Raw genomic sequence first — 17,054 nt, 5'->3', positions numbered from 1 at the left:
TCAAATTGATCGGTTGGTAACAAAGTATTTGGGTGAAACTTCTGCAAAACTCAGACAGATATTCTCCATGATCAGAGAAAGACCGGGAGTTTACTTGTTTGACGAATTTGATGCGATTGCCACACAACGAGGATTAGAAAACGAAGTTGGAGAAATGCGGCGCGTTCTGAACTCCCTTTTGCAATTTATAGAGGCGGACGAGTCCAATAGTCTTATTGTTGCTGCAACTAACAGTTTGCAGTCAATTGATCTTGCATTGTTTAGGCGATTTGATGATATATTGTCCTACGAAAAACCTAAGAAAGATGAGATCAAGTCGCTAATTCAGAACCGATTGGGTGCATTTAAAGGCAGATATTCGTTGGAAAAAGTTGCGTTGGCAGCAAATGGACTAAGCCATGCTGAAGTTTCGCAAGCCTGCGATGATGCAATTAAAGGTGCCATTCTCTCTGATCAAGCCAAAGTTACACAAAAAAGACTGCTAGATATGATCACGGATCGCAAGGGAGCATACGGCAGTCTGTTTTAGAATTTGAGAAGCCATGCCCGCCGTCGATTTCCCACATTTATTTTTAGAAAACTTACCGAATTCTCAAGATTATACGAATCCTTCTGGCGGTGGTGGCGAATTTCTTCTACCTGATCGCCCTAGTCGTTCTGCGCACGCGGATATGATCCGAGATGGGTTAAATCAAGCATGGCGTGAAGCTGAAGTAGAACAAGAAGGACGGCGCGCTGTTTCTTTGCCGACAAGAAACGGTACATACATAGAGTTTGAAAGTGCTCCTGGCTTTGATTTGAAGTTCGATAGTCTCGAAACTAGACGATCGGGCATCAGGTTGTTGAATGTACGAGAAGAATACATTGATCAGGATGCCAGCAGAAAAACTATCAAAGCTACGGTTTATGTTCCGAAAGGAAAAGAGAACATTCTCTTGAATAAAGTAGAGAGATACAAAACCGAGCAAACCGCAAGTGATCGTCCTAAAAATCAAGCACTTATAGAAAGTATTGAAAATCTGAGCATAGCTTTAATCCATGCGCTTTGGTGCGATGACGTTAGCCTTATTCCTAGCTCAGACCAGACAGTTTGGTGTGAAGTTTGGCTCAGAACAGATGAAAACTGGGAAGAGCAAGTTGTTGAATTTCGTGCATTAGCAGAAAGACTGGAAATTGAAGTTAGACCTGGGTACTTATCTTTTCCAGAGCGGACTGTTTTACTAATAAACGCGCACTTAGCGCACCTTAATGAGCTTTTATCTTCATTTGATCGAATAGCTGAGTTCCGAAGAGCAAAAGAAACAGCGGATTTCTGGACTCGCTTAGACAATTCTGATCAAGCTGATTGGGTAGAAGCCCTGGTGGGGAGATTATCTATTGACGCAACTTCGAATGCTTCAGTCTGTGTAATCGATACGGGCGTAAACAATGCACACCCACTTTTAGCTCCTCTGATTCCTGACGAAAACTGTTTCACGAATAATGCAGATTGGGGATCAGCTGACCGTGACGGGCATGGCACCAATATGTGTGGTACAGCAGCTTTTGGAGAAGATTTAGGACATCACCTTCAAACGGACACTGATATTGAAATCCCTTATCAAATAGAATCCGTAAAAATTATTCCGTCAACAGCTTACAATGACGAACAAGAGCTTAACGGAGTTCGTACGATACAATCTGTTGCCAGAGCCGAGTTAGAAAACTCAGATTTTTCCCGCGCAATTTGCATGGCCATTACAAGCACAGATGGAAGAGACCGAGGAAGGCCGTCTTCTTGGTCTGGTGCATTAGATGCGCTAATTTCTGGGGCAGATGATGATGAAAAGAGACTATTTTTTGTCTCAGCTGGGAACATAAATGAACCAAGCGAATGGGCAGGTTATCCAGATACAAATTTGACGAATACTGTTCACGACCCAGGACAGTCTTGGAATGCGATTACTGTAGGTGCTGTTACATTTCATGATCACATTGAAAATGAAGAAGTTGCGGCCTCATTTACACCCATCGCTTCGGCAGGTGAGTTATCTCCATATAGTACAACTTCACTGACGTGGGAAAAACGTTGGCCAAATAAACCTGATATTGTAATGGAGGGTGGAAATGCTGGGATAGACTCAACCGGTTTTACATCCACCCTTGAAGATCTATCTCTTCTTTCAACTAATAGTGTTCCAAACCAATCTATGTTTACTTGCAATTATGCAACAAGTGCGGCAACGGCACTTGCTGCGCGACAAGCAGCAATGCTGGTAAACCAATATCCCGAAGCTTGGCCTGAAACAATTCGTGGATTGATCGTGCATTCAGCGCAATGGACAGATCAGTTGAAGGAACAGTTTTACGAGCCATCAAAATCCGAAAAGAAAAATCTGGAGCAACTTATACGTATTTGTGGTTTCGGTATTCCAGATTTTCCAAAGGCGCTTTCCTCAGCTCGCAATAGTTTAACTCTTATTGCACAGAAGACGATCCAGCCTTTTGAAGAAAGAGATGGTAGTGGGTACAAAGCAAAAGACATGCATTTTTTTGAGCTGCCATGGCCGAAAGAAGCACTGTTGGAATTGCCAGGAGAAACGCCCGTAAGAATTGACGTGACGCTCTCATACTTTGTTGAGCCTGGACCTGGTGAAATTGGTTGGCGCGATAAATATCGTTATCGCTCCCACGGTCTCGATTTCAATCTTAAAAAGCCAACTGAAGACATTGATGATTTTTTGACACGCATAAACAAAGCAGTCAGAGATGACGATGACATAGACTATGGAGGTTCGGGGGTCGCGTGGGAAATAGGAGCGTTAATGGGACGAACTCGTGGTTCTCTTCATAGAGATTGGGTTCACCTGAACGCCGCTGAAGCTGCCGAGTCTAATGTTATAGGCATTTTTCCACGCACAGGATGGTGGAAAGAACGTCATCACCTTGGAAAGGGAGAGAGCCAAACACGCTATAGCCTGATTGTGACCTTGGCACTTCCAGAAGTAGATATCGATGTAGATATCTACTCTCCCGTCGCTATTGAACTCGGTGTTCCTCCAATTGAAATTGGTGTCTAAATCCAAACAGGGGATGCAACGGGGGCTATGCCCCCTTGCCAAGATCGTTTTGTAATACCAAACACAGCTTGCAGTGCGCAGATATTTAAATAATCAACATACCGTCTGACACCAGAAGATCTACATCAGTGCCTAAAGTCGAGTTGCCTTGCAGCCTGACCACATTATCCCAACCATGCGCCGTTCCTACACCGTCACGGTCGACTTGGAACGTTGTGTTAGCGCCTTGCGCCACGTTGATAAAGTCACTGAGAGTATCAGTCGCAGCATCATATCCACTCAGGAGTGCTGACAAATCAACGCTGTCACTGCCTTCGACAAAATCACGGATGTAGGCCATACCTAAATAGTCTTGGTCTGCTTCTTCTTCAGCTATAAAGGTATCAGCACCACCTTGCCCCCACATGCTGTCCTGATCTCCGTCAAAGTAGAAGATATCGTCTCCGTTAGCGCCATAGAGCCTATCAATATCAGAACCACCACGAAGGGTGTCGTTACCTGCACCTCCATTGATCGTATCTCTGCCTGCATCACCATAGAGAAGATCATTTCCATTATTACCATAAATCAAATCATTGTCGGCGCCACCATATACCGTATCATCTCCAGAATCCCCATAGAGAAAGTCAGTGCCACCGCGACCATAAATCGTATCTCCCTGATCAATAGCGCCATTAAAGTCAGAGCCACCTCGAATTGTGTTGGCGTTATCATCCCCCTCTAAAAGATCGGCGTATGATGATCCTGTAAGGTTCTCAATACTAACAAGAGTTGCGACATTTCCATCGCCATCAGTCGCCGTTCCAGCTGCGAGGTCAACCGCTAAGCCCACATCTGCCGCATGGTAATAATCACGCCACCAGATGCCATCTTCATCAGTACCACCATCAAACAGTCCAGCACCGCCATAACCACGAAATGAATCATTGCCAGCCTCACCATAGGCAATGTCACCTTGGGTGCTATAGATGATGTCATCCCCTTCTCCGGCATAATAGGTATCGATACCGCCTTGACCTCGCAGGTCATCATTACCAGAACCGCCATAAAGAGTATCGTCACTACTATTACCATAGATCGCGTCGTCACCGCCTTCCCCACGGAGAACATTGACATTAATATCACCAATAATGGTGTCGTTACCCGCAGAGCCGATGATATTTTCAATGCTGATGAGCGTATCAGAACTACCATCCCCATCATCTGATACAGAACCGTCCAACAAGTTCACTGTTACACCAGATGCCGCAGCAGAGTAGTCCACCGTATCAACCCCATCACCGCCATTAAGTAAATCATTGCCAGTACCGCCAATTAGGTAGTCATTGCCGCTTTCGCCATAAAGTGTGTCATCACCGCCTTCGCCGCGTAGAACGTTTGCCTCGATACTGCCAACAAACACATCATTTCCGGCAGAACCTGTAATATCTTCGATAGAAACCAATGTATCGGAGCCGCCATCGCCATCATCTGATGCTGTACCATTGTGCAAATTCACCGTTACAGCATTCGCCGCTGCTGAATAATCAACGACATCATAGCCTTCGCCACCATCAAGCGTATCGTCTCCGGCGCCACCAATCAGCCTGTCATTACCAACTTCACCATAAAGCGTATCATCGCCCTCATCGCCGACCAGGCGATCATTTCCTTCACCGGCATAAGCAATATCAACTCCAAGTCCGCCCTCTAAAGTATCATGGCCAATGCCACCATTTAGCCTGTCGTTTCCGTCACCACCTGCAAGAAAATCGTTTCCGGCATCTCCATTCAGAGTGTCATCACCATCCATCCCAAACAAAGCGTCATAACCATCGCCACCATTTAGAGTGTCATTTCCAGAATTAGCATAAACAACATCGTCCCCATCAAGAGCATTGAAAATTTCATTTGTGCTATCTGATGCACCATAAATAGTTTCTGCAGCGGATGACCCGTCTATATTTTCGTTTGCTTTGCGCAGTATACCGCCAATAAAAGAGTCTACCCGCTCGAAATCCGAAAGAATTATACCATCGCTTGTTGTGACCATTAAATTATCGCTATTGATGTCTGAGTTGGCTCGTAGATAAGTTTTGTACCCCTCAAGCTCGGCAGCGAATAATTGATATTGCGCTTCTGTATTAAAATAAATCTCAAGAGTATCGCGGCCGGTTCCTGCAAAGTAATTGTCAATATTCGACAGATTGCTGGATACGTAGTGACGGACTATGTCGTCGCCATCGTCGCCATGTAGAGTATCAATACCTGAGCCTCCACTTAAGATATCATTACCACTCTCACCTTTGATGAGGTCAACACCTTCACCACCAGCTATGATATCGTTGCCACCCCCGCCGAACAAATCATTGTCTGCTGTATCACCTAAAATTTCGTCCTCGTAATCAGAGCCATTAATGTTTTCAATGGACGATAAAGTGTCCAAATCACCAACACCATTTTCAGCGGTACCTGCAACAAGATCTACTGCTACGCCGCTTCTTTCATTAGAATAATCAGCGGTATCATTGCCTAAACCACCATTTAGGGTATCGCTTCCAGAACCACCGTGAAGCGTGTCATCGCCTTCTTCGCCGTTGAGTGTGTCATCGCCGCCATAACCAAATGCGATGTCGTTCCCTCCGCCTAAGTTGATTACATCAGCGACAACTCCTAACAATGTACCAAAAATGAAATTGTCTGTGGCATCTGGAGTATTATCAACGGAAAACTCGATATTTTCGAAATCAGAAGCGTACAACCCAAAATCAAACTTATAGTCATTGCCTGCGCTAATAGACGGGTCTGAAAACTCCTGAGTGTATAACGTGAACTCTCCAAGCTGTTCGGCAAGTGTCAGCTTTTCTTCAAGTGACATTGAGCTTGCCCCTAAAGGTTGATCGGAGACTATTCGAAGCGTATCTGTCCCGGAGCCACCAAAATAGTAATCATTTCCGCCATTTGTTAGATTGTAGACGAGAATGTCATCACCTGCGCCGCCAGAAACAACATCATCACCTTCACCACCGTCTAAAAGGCTATCATTACCAAACCCGCCATAAATTCCATCATTTCCTGCACCTCCAACGGCGGTATCATTCCCATTCCCTAAATAAATATTTTCTGCATAGCCACTGCCTGTAACCTCATCATCACCGCCATAAAGAAACAGGCCATCTTTAAAATCATGCAAGCCAGCGGACGAAATATTAATAACCTCATCTGCCTGAGAACCATAATAGGAATTTGTTGTGCTAGACCCAGAACTTGCCGCCATTGATGGCGAAGGTAAGTCAGATAAAAGCCCATTAGAAGGAGAGTCCAAGAAGTAATTCAACGCTCCCGGGACGCTTTTCATAAACACAGGCAGTCTTGTAATATATTCTCTATTATTCCAAAGAGTATGACCGATAGTTCCTGTCCCGTATAGCCAGTCTAATTCCTGATCATTATTAATATCTATCCCATTGTGATGAACAAGAACACCGTGACACGTAATCGTGCCCAAATTGCCAATCGTATATACAACATCATATAAATATTCTCTAATTGTTGGCGTGAACTCTGAAAGGAACTGTGTTTGTGAAAATTCAACTGTAATATCGCTTGCAGATATTGAATCAGGGACAATAATTGTACCACCTGTTAAATAGGAAGTTTTTATATTTTTATAAATATGATCATTACCGCCGGAATAGTAGTATGTACCTCTCCAGTCGTAGATATTATCATCTCCTGTACCGGAATAAAAAGTAGAAAGGCCAGCGCTATAAGATGCGTCATAATTAAAATTAATCGTATCTCCAGAATTCGTTCCAACAATAGTGTTGGCATAACCAGTATACTGATCTGTAAGGCCGCCGCTGCTCACCGTTCCATTCACGGCATCAACTGTAATGCTTCCATTGTTATAATTTGAATAGTCCAAAATATGTCCAGTGGAACCGGTTGATATGAGGGCGCTATAGTCTTTACCCATTGTTTCAGCAGAAAATATCAACTGCGTGCCATGTGAATCAAACTTCTCAATATTTTTGAGTGAGGCTCCAGAATCCAGTAAGAACGATCCATCATCTTTCCAGAGTATGTTTATTGCAGGAGAATCGGAAGTATAGGAGGAGCTATCAATAGACACTTTGTCGATTAAAACGGTGTCGACCCCTGCTCCACCATCAACCTCATTCATCAAACTATTGATAGTGAACTCATCATCATAGGCTGATCCAATAAAGCTTTCGATTGAATCGAGCTCATCATTGTTGCCAAAGCCGTCTGTATATTGCTCAGTCAGTACGTTGATTGTAACCCCAGCGGCATCTTGAGAGTAATCTGCTATATCAGCGCCAAGCCCGCCAAATAGCTGGTCATTGCCCGCGCCACCAGCTAGAGTGTTCGCCGCATCATTTCCGATAACATACTCATCGCCTGTATCCCCGGTTACATTCGGGTTTTCGTCGGTTACTGTGAAAACATCAGATAAGGCTATACTGCCGTTAAGTGGATTCCAGTCAATATCTTCCAATAATCGAGTATCTATTTGTCTTAGAATCGCGGCGCAATTAACGACGTTGTTTGTCGTATCTACAGTTACATCTTGAATGTTCCCAGCAGTCACGAAAAGGTATTTTGTATTGTACCCGCCGCTGAAATGGTCATGAATATCAACGATATCAGAGCCTACATTTATCGCAGAGCTTCTTATTTCTAAATCGCCAGATAAAGGCTTAGCAAGATATAAATTGTTCAGATTGCTATAACCAGTTAGAACAATGTTATTGAATGTGTTTTCATCATTGTCTTTCTCAATATCTGCCGTTGCTCCGTTCTCAAAGATAAAATAGTCGTTTCCTGCGCGATCATGTATTTCGTAGTTTACATCATTGTCAAAGACAGTAAGGACAGAGTCCCCAAATCCATCAAGCAGCTTGTCTCGGCTGTAATATTGATCGTAAGTACTGTTAATGGGAACGTTATCAGCAAAGTTAATGCCAACCGATGAAAGTATAGTTACAACCGTTGCCTGACAGTTTTCATCTAAAAGATTGTATCCGTATTGTCCGACTAACGATGACGCATAGGTAGTCATGGCATCCCATACTGCGTTGGCATCGCTGAAACCAGATCCAGTTAAAATTGATGAAATATCGACTTCAGTATAGTTTCTGTTGGCGATTGTGTCGGCAACACCATCTTCGTTTTTATCATTGGCGGCATAGTCATCATCTGGTCCTTGGTAACTATTATCTAGACCATCATTTGAAAACTCAGAGATAACACCAGCTTCTATAGACAGATCTCCAAAGCCAGCACCAACTTCCATGTCGGTAAAGTTTAAGTCTATATATGTTGAATCACCACCCCGGATTATTTTCTGATCTATAGTAGTATATAGATTAGAGTCAGGGTCAGAAACTAAATAAAGATGCTTATTATAATTAAGGAAATCCGAGTCTGCGGCGGGTTTTATGTTGTGCCAAGCAATGTATATTTTCGTCATATTAACCTCTAAATCTAAAAAATATTAATGCCTAGGTGAGAAATTTGTAAAACTTCATCAGATTTATTGTAAAATACAATGGCTCCTTGAGCGGCAACAGGATATCCTCCGGATGAACCAAAACTCCAACGATAGTAAGTGATGCGGTTATACTTTCCTTGGAGTTCATCACTTTCTGCTAGTAATTGAATATTCTTCCCTAAATCAGAGGGGTTGGTAATATCTTTTTGTTGAGTATAATCAGTATTTCCAATTAGTTTATCAACATCACTCTTATGAGTTCCAATTGGAATATACTTTCGAAAAACACTGCGTAGAAGATCGGGATTTCTTTTGTAATCACTGATTTTGAACTCCTCTATTTCGAATGCGGGATCATTTGGATCTATTACTTTAGTTGCCGTGTCTCCGCACGCGATAAGTGGAAGTGTACATAAGAGTACTAAGCCTATTAATTTTGTTTGCTTGAGGATTTTCATTGCTATTCTCATAATAATTAAAATTTCTACATTAAAAGCACGTGTATAAGTAATTATCTAGATTGTTTGTAATTTTTATTTGTGTTGTATTGAAAAATGTAGCCAAAATTCTCGCAAATAAAAACATCCCTCAAAGGGACGAATACTTATATTTTGAAGCTAATTTCCAAGTAAATATAAAATCGCTAAGCAGCTCAAATCGCCGCCGCCTGCACATATTTATTTCGGCTTGAATGGAATGATGTCGGGATTGTTCGGCGCAGGGCTTTCAGGCTCGCCATCATCCGGCTCAAGCCCTTGCCGGAAACGGAAGAGTTCATCAATGATCTCTTGATTGCCTGTGACTATGGCAACATCAAGCGCATCACGATCCCATTTATCTTTCAGCGTGACATCAACGGCTTTTTGTTCGAGCAGGAAGGAAACCATGCTTGCATTTCCCTTTGCGGCAGCAAAATGCATGGCGGTCATATCGAATGCGCCGTCTCTTTTATTGATGTCTTGCCAGTCCTTTTTCAGTGCGGCTTGCACTTCTGCAATATCGTTGTTTTTTGCTCCTCTGATTATATCAGGGTTCACGCCGTCAAAACCTGTATCCTTTCCTGCAACTTGTTTTAAGGGATTGCGGGTCATAGAACGACATTCCATCTAAATTGATCAATGAACTCATGAAGTTGCCCGTCATCCGTGCGATGCAGCGTGAGACTGTGCGCCGTGGGGTCGATGTATTTCAGGCGCTGCTGAGCCGTTTCAAAATTATCAAAGACGACGTTTTCGATGGCGTTAAAAATGAGCGTGTGCAGGATGAGGTTGATTGTGTCGATGCGGTCTGAGCTATGATCAACCTTTGGCACCACAAACATATCACGGCAGGTGGGAATGACGGTGCCCTTGGAATGAAGACGCACCTGATTTCCGATAGTAGCGATACCGCTAAAGCGCTCAATATCCCAATCCATCACATCCCCCAAACCGCTCTTCGGCCAAGAAAAGAAATGGCACACAAAGAAGTGGCAGCTCGGAAACTTGGTGAGCACCAAGCAATGTTCTTGATGATCTCTGCTGCCAACAAAGCTGCCTTCGAAACCGTTGAAGCGTTCGGCTATTACTTCTTCGTCAACTTGTTCGCTGAGTGGAATGCGGCGCACATAGCCGGACATCTTGTGATCATCAAAGAAGTCTTCAAAGACTTCGCCAACGCGGCGGACTGTGCCAAGGGTCGTCAGGTTATTGGCTTTGGCAAATTCTACCCTCGCCAGTGTGTCTGGGTGGGTTAGAAACTCAAACACAATCCGAAACTTCGTATCGCCGAGCGTGCTTTTGCGCGCTGCCCAACTCTCTAAATCCTGACGGGTAAGAAGCGGCGCGTAATCGGTGCTTTGCGTTTCGGTTACAGTCAAAATTTCAGATCGGATGGCCTGCCATTTACGTCCAGTCGCAAGCGAATAATCGACCAATATTTTGAGCGCCTGATCTTTTTCAAAGTTTGTGAAAGATCGTTGCAGCGCGGCTGTTTCAATAGGTGCGCTCAACTTTTTGCATCCTTTTGCATCTCCCCCCGTTGCAATCGGCTTTTACTGGCTCCTGCAGCTTAATCGCAATCATGCCAGCCGAAAAGGAGCGCAATGGATGAATTTTCTATTTCGCAAAAAAGTAACGGCCACCGCAACGCCTGCGCCCGTTATCAAAGCCTCTCAGGAAGTGCCTGACTACTTGGGGGACATTGTCGCTCAAGTAGAGGAGCATTGGGAAAGCGTTGATCCCGAACAATTCGATCACGCTTTGGAGGCCTTCAATGAGGCCAACTTTATTCCCTTGGAAATGCTGGAAACCGATCTGGAGAAACAGGGGCTCGAACTGCGCAATGTCTTGCAGCGCATGATCGAAGTGGCTCCTGATTTTTTTGATAAGGCCTTGCGCCGCTCTGGGTGGGAGTCCGGCTATTTGCTCGATGGAGAAGCGCGCCATGAGTGAAATCGACCATATGAGAATTGTGCGTGACGTCGGCTATCAAGCACACAAAGAAAATAAGCGCCTGCGCAAAGCAAAAGTGGAAGCTGGGATCATCGGCGTGTGTGTGTTTGCGCTTTTGATGATCGACTACACCGCCGCGCGGATCATGTTCACCTATCTTGATCCAACGTTGGGCGATGTCAGTATGGGGCCGGATTTTCTGGCACTTACTGTTCCTGTAGCGGTGATAGCCATCCATCTACTGGTCAAGGAACAAGGCGGCGCAGTGTTTGAGCGGCAGCTTGTGAGATTGGCCGGAGTTGGCGTTGTTGTCTTTATTGCGGGTATGGGCCTCATGCTTGCCCTTGTATACCTCGACGCCTCAAGCGGTCTTGGATCACAAAACGCCGCAGGCATTCAAGGCTCCATTGGTGGGGTCGATATCGGTGGAGACAATCGAAGTGATAACTCATCGCTAGGTTCGTTTTTCTCTGGCATCTCGCCAATCTTCTTCTTTGCCGGGATGGCGCTCACGCTCTTCATTACCGTCTATGCCACACATCGTTTGCTGCTGATGTTGGAAGAGCGCTACCGCTTTTTTTCTGGTGCCAGCAACCGCTCCAAAGAGCTGAAGCAGCTTGCCGCACGCGCTGAAGAAATTGGCCGTGACATCAAGCTCACAGAAAAGAAGCTGGCAACCGCGCGCAAAAAACTGCCGTCCGATCCTGAATATAAATTTGCGCAAGTCTCATCTGCAGCCATTCATAAAGCGCTCCATCGCATGAAGAAGTCCCTGCAAAGTTTGCAGCAAAGCGATGACCTCATTGCGAGCGTCTTCACACGCAAAGCCGATATCCCTGCGCATATTGAAACGCGCGAGGAAGGCCTACGCGTCATTGCAGAAATCCGCCACCAAACAACCCCTTACGAGATTTTGAAACATCTTGGTGGCCTGCCCCCGAGAGAGGAGGACTAATCATGAAAAAGTTCCTGCATTCCACTGCTTTGCTTGTAACGCTTTCTACTGGCACAGCACTCGCTGATGGAACGAAACGCCTTGATGTTTACGGCTTTGATGCGTCAGACTCTGTTGCGATCAATGTCGATCATAATGTTGCGCGCGCCGCCGGAAACACAATCGAAAAAATGATTGCCGAGCTTGCGCCCGGCGATCAGGTGAAGCTGCGTTCTTTCGGCACGGCAGGTATTGCTGATCAACAAATCAACATCAATATCACGCTGGGTAAGAAGCCGCGCACACGCCCAAACAAGATTGCACCGCAAGTCGGTCACATCGTTCGATCCTTACCCCGACTTGCGGCCAGTGGTGAATTCGCCATCCAGCCGCGCACCAATATTATCGGCTTTGTTGAACGGATTGCCCCCACACTTGATTGTCAAAATCAAACCACGCGCTTGATATTGCTAACCGATGGCATTGAATGGTCATCGCAAGTACGCGGTGATCACTTGCTGATGGGTAAAGCCGAATTACCACCGCCATCAGGTCCGATTTTAAAGGGCTGCAGCGTGGTCATGCTTGGTGTTGGGCAACAATCCTCCAAGCTTGGCACAGATTCTCGCTGGTTTCCGTTTTTGAAAAAGAAATGGGAAGCGTTTTTTATGGAAGCTGGCGCAGCCAAGTTCACCGCCTATGCCACGTTTGAATAAGGAGCGCAGCCATGTCTCCTGAACAATCCGGCTCGTCCAAGGTCTGGCGTATCAATGGACTTCAGCTTCATAGTTTTGTTTGCGGCTTCTTTGGCTGGGTTACGTGGCCTGAGCGCTTTGTTGACCTAGGATGGGGCTTTGTCTCCATCCTGCTCTGGGCATCTTGCCTTGCCAGTCAGATTGCTGCCATGCGCGAGATTGGCAAGGCCTATAAGAGGCGCAAGGTCGTCCGCGACTTCAAAAAGAAAGGCCGCGAGCAAAGCGCTTCGACCATGGCGGATGAAGACGCCTTAAAAGATGCGGGGGTATTCTGATGGCTCAGATTGTCCGCCGCATCCCTCGGCCTGGCATTTGATGGCAGGCCGCTCTTTGCGCCCAAACACACGCATGGGCTTCTCTTAAGCGCAGCTGGCGGCGGAAAAACCACCTGCGGCGTACTTCCCTCATTGATGTCAATCATCGCCGATACCGAGCGCTGTGTGATCGTGTCTGATTGTAAAGAAGGCGAGATCGCCGCTCAGGCCGCTGCCATGTGTGCGCTATATGGCCGCAACGTTGCGGTCATAGATGATTTTGGCATCCATGGATTTGATAACCCCTATGCGCAACCCATTAATCCATTGGGCGCGCTGGTTAGCGCTCACGCTTATGCTCCTTCCGAGTTGAATTTTACAACGGATACGGCCTGCCAAGCGCTGATCCCGGAGCCACGCGATGACGCGAAGAACCAGTATTTCAGGGACGAGCCGCGCACGCTCATCGAGTTTTCTTCAAAAATGCTGCTGAAGCGTGGGCTTTGTACGCCCGGCGCGGTCTGGTCGATGATCGCCCATGTCGATATGCTGATCCAATCGGCTCAGGTTGAAGCAGAAGAAGGCGATGAAGATCTTCAGGCCCTAGCTGAACATGTTCTGGGCATGTATGACCATGAACAGTTTCAGATGCATCGCAGCGCGGCTCTCAAAGCCTTGCGCATTTATGCCTCCGGCTCCGCGCTGCATGAAGCAGGCGTTGATGCCACGCTCACCCATGAAGATTTGATCCGCGAGAAATACATCATCTTCATCACCGGTCCGGTTCGTCATATGGAGCGGCTCGGACCCCATTATGCGCTGCATTTGCAAAGCTTCATGGAAGTGGTGCTCACAGGCAAACATGGCGATGTCACCTTCATCTTGGATGAGTTCACCAACGCGCCGCTCAAAGCGCTTGTATCCCAGCTCACAACCATGCGCGGCTACGGTGCGAACTGTTTAATGATTGCCCAGTCGTACTCTGAAATTGAACGCAAATACGGCAAACTCGAAGCGCAAACCATTTTAGAAAATGCCATCATCCGGCAATGGTTCGGCTTTTCTTCCTATGAAGAGGCTGAAAAAGTTTCCCGCGCCATGGGTGAGACTTTAGGGGTGTCTTCCAATCTCGGCACCTCATCTGATAGGGCCGAGTTTTCTGCGACCTATTCGACGCAGAAAGAGCGCCTCTGGACGCCGGACATGTTGATGCGCCTGCCGACTGATGAACAGATCATCTACATCAAGGGCGTGGGTTACATTCATTGCAAAAAGGTTGCCCAGAACCAACTGGCACCATATTGCCACGACCTTGCGCCCAATCCGCTTGAAGGGGGCATCTTGCCCCCTGATCCTCTCATTACGTTGCCAGTTCCGGGAGAGCGCTCATGAAAAAGCATGCGCATTTACTGACCTATTTTGTTTGGGTGATTGTGCCGATCACGGCATGGATCATCTATACCCTGTACGGCCTACCCCACATCCTCCTTTCATATCGTTGGGTCGGCTCTGATGCGGCCACCTACTATGACGAGCGCTATAAGACCGAATGTCGCTTCATCGGTCCTTATGGCGGCTTCACCATTAAAGCCCATGAGGGCAGTTGCGGCTGGGTTGTCCGTCTCTTTAAAGAAAAGGAGGTGCGCTGATGTTAGCTCACCAGCTTCAACCATGGAGCGCTCGGCTTCCATTCGAGATTATGCCGCTCAGTCAGGCTAGTGCGCGCCAATGCCTTCAGGACAATCAGCACGCTATCAGGATTGGCATCGCCGCATTCAATCTGATCATCGCAAAGCGACTTATCCAGCAGATCAAGCTCAAGGGGCATAACGGCGTCCCAGAAGGCTTGGTAGCTCATTGGCTCAAGCCAACTCTCGACATCATCAATGTATCTGAAACCACTCATGTTTGAAAATATCACGGACGATTCCGTGATGCAAAACAACGCCTGAAACCGAGGATCACCATGACTTCCGAGATTACCAAGCGTCTTAAGGGCGAGTTCGTCCTGCCAGCTACAGCAAAATATTTGAAGGGTTTCGCAAGACCGCCGATTTTGAAAAGGGCGTTGAGATTGTCAATCGCCACGCCCGCGACAAGCGCAAAATCGAAAAAGACTATTACGCACAGTATGACACGCGCGTTGAACAGGCGCTCAACGCCTGATCGATAAAGCCGGAGGAAAAAACCGAAACTTTGTGATGCGTTTTATGGGCGTTGACAAGTTCGATAAATCTGCCCTGAAGCGTCAAGCTCATCGCGACGTGCAGTTTGATCACAAGCGCCGCCTTTCCCTTCTCGCCCAGCATGAGAAGGCAGAGCTACGCTCACTGTCTCACGGCATCAAACAGCGTGATGCGCAGCGCCAAAAACCAAGCAGGATTTTTCGAAGGCCACAGACCGCCGCTCCGGTCTAGATCGTCCGACAAACGCAATCCCGCACTATACCGCGAAATCCTTCCCGATAAGAAAAACAGGAGAAACTACAGAAAGTTAGCTCTTGAATTTATAGGAATAATTACCTATTATGTTCCTTTATGTTCTGAAGTAAAGGAAGGGGGACATAGATGAGATAAACAACAAGCAGCGGAGAAACAGAGATGACAAAGAAAGGCGAACACCCAAAAGAACCAACCATTCACCCCCCATCGTCACAATTGACTATGAGTTATTTGAAGATCTGCTAGACGACGCGCAGATCAGTGACGCTGAAAAGAAAGAGTTTCTGGACACGGTGTTTGCGATTGTATTGAGCTTTGTTCAGCTCGGCTACGGTGTCCATCCGCTGCAACAAGCCGCTGAGGCTGGCACGCCCCCTCTTGAGCTGGAAGATTGCGCTCCGCTGCCATAGATATGGTAGCATCCTCAAAAGCTGGTGCAGATATCGCATCAATCCCGTCAGAATAATGGAGGCCCACATGGATCATACGCAGCTGTCGCAACAGCCCACAAAAGCGGTCATCTATTGCCGCGTCTCCCAGCTCAAAACAAAAAAAGGTTGGTGATGGCCTGAGTTCGCAAGAAGCACGCTGCCGCGAATATGCAAGCTACAAAGGCTTGGAGGTTGTCGAAACATTTCAGGATGATGCCTCAGGCGGTCTTGTTGATCGTCCGGGTATTCAATCCATGCTGCGTTATATCCGCCAACGTAAAAATGATCCGCATGTTGTGATCATTGATGACATCTCACGCTTGGCGCGCGGACTGGAAAGCGCATCTCTCTTTACGCTCTGCCATTGCCAGTGCGGGAGGTATTCAGCAAAGCCCTTCTATTGAGTTCGGCGAAGATTCAGATAACAAGCAGGTCGAGAATATGCTGGCTTCTGTATCCCAGCACCAACGCCAAAAGAATGGTGAGCAGACTAAGAACCGTAATGCGCGCCCGCGTAATGAACGGCTATTGCGTTCTCTCTCGCCCGCCAAAGGGTTCGCTATCAGCAGACCCAACTCACCGCAAACTCTTGGTGCGAGACGAGCCCATCGCCTCCATTTTACAAGAGGCCTTGGAAGGGTTTGCGTGTGGTCGTTTCCAAACCCAAGTCGAAGTGAAACGCTTTTTAGAAAGCCAACCTGATTATCCCAAGGATTTGCCAGACGGCACAATTCGCAATCAGCGCATCTATGAGATTTTAACTCAGCCGCTCTACGCCGGATATGTCCAATCTGAAGGACTAGAGGTCAGCTTGCGCAAAGGCATCATGATGGCCTGATCTCTCTTGAGACCTTCGATCAGATCCAGCATCGCCTCAAAGAAGGCGCTAAGGCTCCCGCGCGCAAAGATATCAATGAAGATTTCTCTTTACGCGGTTTTGTTGTCTGCGGTGATTGCGGCCACCCTCTCACCGCCTGCTGGTCAAAAAGCTCGACAGGTAAAAAATATCCCCTACTATCTCTGCCATCAAAAAGGCTGTGACAGCTATCGCAAATCGATTCCGCGCAAGAAGATTGAAGGCGAATTTGAGGACATGCTCAAAGGCATGCAGCCTTCAAAAAAGATGTTTGAACTGGTCAAGCGCATGTTCAAAAACACGTGGATCAAATGGAGCACATCAAAAGCACGCTAAGACCACTCTTCAACGCGACATCACAAGTGCAGACAAGCAAATCGATCAGCTTGTTGAGC

At 46.6% G+C, this 17,054-nt stretch carries 17 protein-coding genes; 12 read left to right on the top strand and 5 right to left on the bottom strand.

Annotated features, from left to right (window positions below):
• The coding region (locus ACHZB8_RS13510; protein ID WP_316861081.1) for an ATP-binding protein at positions 1-529 on the top strand (529 nt) is incomplete at its 5' end.
• A 13-nt stretch (positions 530-542) separates the two neighbouring features.
• Positions 543-3,059, top strand: a complete 2,517-nt coding sequence (locus ACHZB8_RS13505) for a S8 family peptidase (RefSeq protein ID WP_316861079.1) — start codon at positions 543-545, stop codon at positions 3,057-3,059.
• 85 nt (positions 3,060-3,144) lie between these two features.
• Here ACHZB8_RS13505 and ACHZB8_RS13500 read toward each other — a convergent pair whose 3' ends face one another.
• The 4 genes from ACHZB8_RS13500 to ACHZB8_RS13485 all read right to left on the bottom strand — a co-directional run bounded on the left by ACHZB8_RS13500 (position 3,145) and on the right by ACHZB8_RS13485 (position 10,546).
• Positions 3,145-8,535, bottom strand: a complete 5,391-nt coding sequence (locus ACHZB8_RS13500) for a type I secretion C-terminal target domain-containing protein (protein WP_316861077.1) — start codon at positions 8,533-8,535, stop codon at positions 3,145-3,147.
• Positions 8,536-8,549: 14 nt separating this feature from the next.
• Complete coding sequence (locus tag ACHZB8_RS13495; RefSeq protein WP_316861076.1) at positions 8,550-9,014, bottom strand: hypothetical protein; 465 nt, start codon at positions 9,012-9,014, stop codon at positions 8,550-8,552.
• Positions 9,015-9,233: 219 nt separating this feature from the next.
• A complete protein-coding gene (locus ACHZB8_RS13490) occupies positions 9,234-9,647 on the bottom strand; it encodes an ankyrin repeat domain-containing protein (protein ID WP_316861074.1) in 414 nt (137 codons plus the stop codon).
• Positions 9,644-10,546, bottom strand: a complete 903-nt coding sequence (locus tag ACHZB8_RS13485) for a hypothetical protein (protein WP_316861072.1) — start codon at positions 10,544-10,546, stop codon at positions 9,644-9,646. The genes ACHZB8_RS13490 and ACHZB8_RS13485 overlap by 4 nt, the downstream gene beginning before the upstream one ends.
• Before the next feature lie 97 nt (positions 10,547-10,643).
• Between ACHZB8_RS13485 and ACHZB8_RS13480 the strand changes: the two genes are divergently transcribed.
• From ACHZB8_RS13480 to ACHZB8_RS13455, 6 genes are read left to right on the top strand one after another with little or no spacing between them, the layout of a single operon-like run.
• On the top strand, positions 10,644-10,988 hold the full coding sequence (locus ACHZB8_RS13480) for a hypothetical protein (RefSeq protein WP_316861071.1): 345 nt from the start codon (positions 10,644-10,646) through the stop codon (positions 10,986-10,988).
• Positions 10,981-11,943, top strand: a complete 963-nt coding sequence (locus tag ACHZB8_RS13475; protein WP_316861070.1) for a hypothetical protein — start codon at positions 10,981-10,983, stop codon at positions 11,941-11,943. Before ACHZB8_RS13480 ends, ACHZB8_RS13475 begins: the two co-directional genes overlap by 8 nt.
• Before the next feature lie 2 nt (positions 11,944-11,945).
• Positions 11,946-12,638: a hypothetical protein gene (locus ACHZB8_RS13470; protein ID WP_316861069.1), complete on the top strand. Its 693-nt coding sequence runs from the start codon at positions 11,946-11,948 to the stop codon at positions 12,636-12,638.
• Between the two features lie 11 nt (positions 12,639-12,649).
• Entirely contained in the window at positions 12,650-12,952 is a 303-nt protein-coding gene (locus tag ACHZB8_RS13465) for a hypothetical protein (RefSeq protein WP_316861067.1), read from the top strand.
• A 9-nt stretch (positions 12,953-12,961) separates the two neighbouring features.
• Complete coding sequence (locus ACHZB8_RS13460) at positions 12,962-14,323, top strand: type IV secretory system conjugative DNA transfer family protein (RefSeq protein ID WP_316861066.1); 1,362 nt, start codon at positions 12,962-12,964, stop codon at positions 14,321-14,323.
• Positions 14,320-14,580 carry a hypothetical protein gene (locus tag ACHZB8_RS13455; RefSeq protein ID WP_316861065.1) on the top strand — a complete coding sequence of 87 codons (261 nt, stop codon included), beginning with the start codon at positions 14,320-14,322 and terminating at the stop codon, positions 14,578-14,580. The genes ACHZB8_RS13460 and ACHZB8_RS13455 overlap by 4 nt, the downstream gene beginning before the upstream one ends.
• Positions 14,581-14,582: 2 nt before the next feature.
• Here ACHZB8_RS13455 and ACHZB8_RS13450 read toward each other — a convergent pair whose 3' ends face one another.
• Positions 14,583-14,837, bottom strand: a complete 255-nt coding sequence (locus tag ACHZB8_RS13450; RefSeq protein WP_316861062.1) for a hypothetical protein — start codon at positions 14,835-14,837, stop codon at positions 14,583-14,585.
• A gap of 292 nt (positions 14,838-15,129) precedes the next feature.
• On the opposite strand from ACHZB8_RS13450, the gene ACHZB8_RS13445 reads away from it, so the two are divergent.
• From ACHZB8_RS13445 to ACHZB8_RS13430, 4 genes are all read left to right on the top strand, one after another.
• Entirely contained in the window at positions 15,130-15,348 is a 219-nt protein-coding gene (locus ACHZB8_RS13445) for a hypothetical protein (RefSeq protein ID WP_316861061.1), read from the top strand.
• Between the two features lie 505 nt (positions 15,349-15,853).
• Complete coding sequence (locus ACHZB8_RS13440; RefSeq protein WP_316861083.1) at positions 15,854-16,207, top strand: recombinase family protein; 354 nt, start codon at positions 15,854-15,856, stop codon at positions 16,205-16,207.
• Between the two features lie 98 nt (positions 16,208-16,305).
• On the top strand, positions 16,306-16,641 hold the full coding sequence (locus tag ACHZB8_RS13435) for a hypothetical protein (RefSeq protein ID WP_316861060.1): 336 nt from the start codon (positions 16,306-16,308) through the stop codon (positions 16,639-16,641).
• Positions 16,638-16,844 carry a zinc ribbon domain-containing protein gene (locus ACHZB8_RS13430; protein ID WP_394706198.1) on the top strand — a complete coding sequence of 69 codons (207 nt, stop codon included), beginning with the start codon at positions 16,638-16,640 and terminating at the stop codon, positions 16,842-16,844. Before ACHZB8_RS13435 ends, ACHZB8_RS13430 begins: the two co-directional genes overlap by 4 nt.
• The last annotated feature ends 210 nt before the right edge of the window (positions 16,845-17,054 follow it).

Origin of the sequence: uncultured Cohaesibacter sp., assembly GCF_963556055.3 — a bacterium.
In the GTDB taxonomy this organism is placed as follows: domain Bacteria; phylum Pseudomonadota; class Alphaproteobacteria; order Rhizobiales; family Cohaesibacteraceae; genus Cohaesibacter.
Note: the sequence above shows the minus strand (reverse complement) of the source record. Positions and strands in the feature narration are given on the sequence as shown.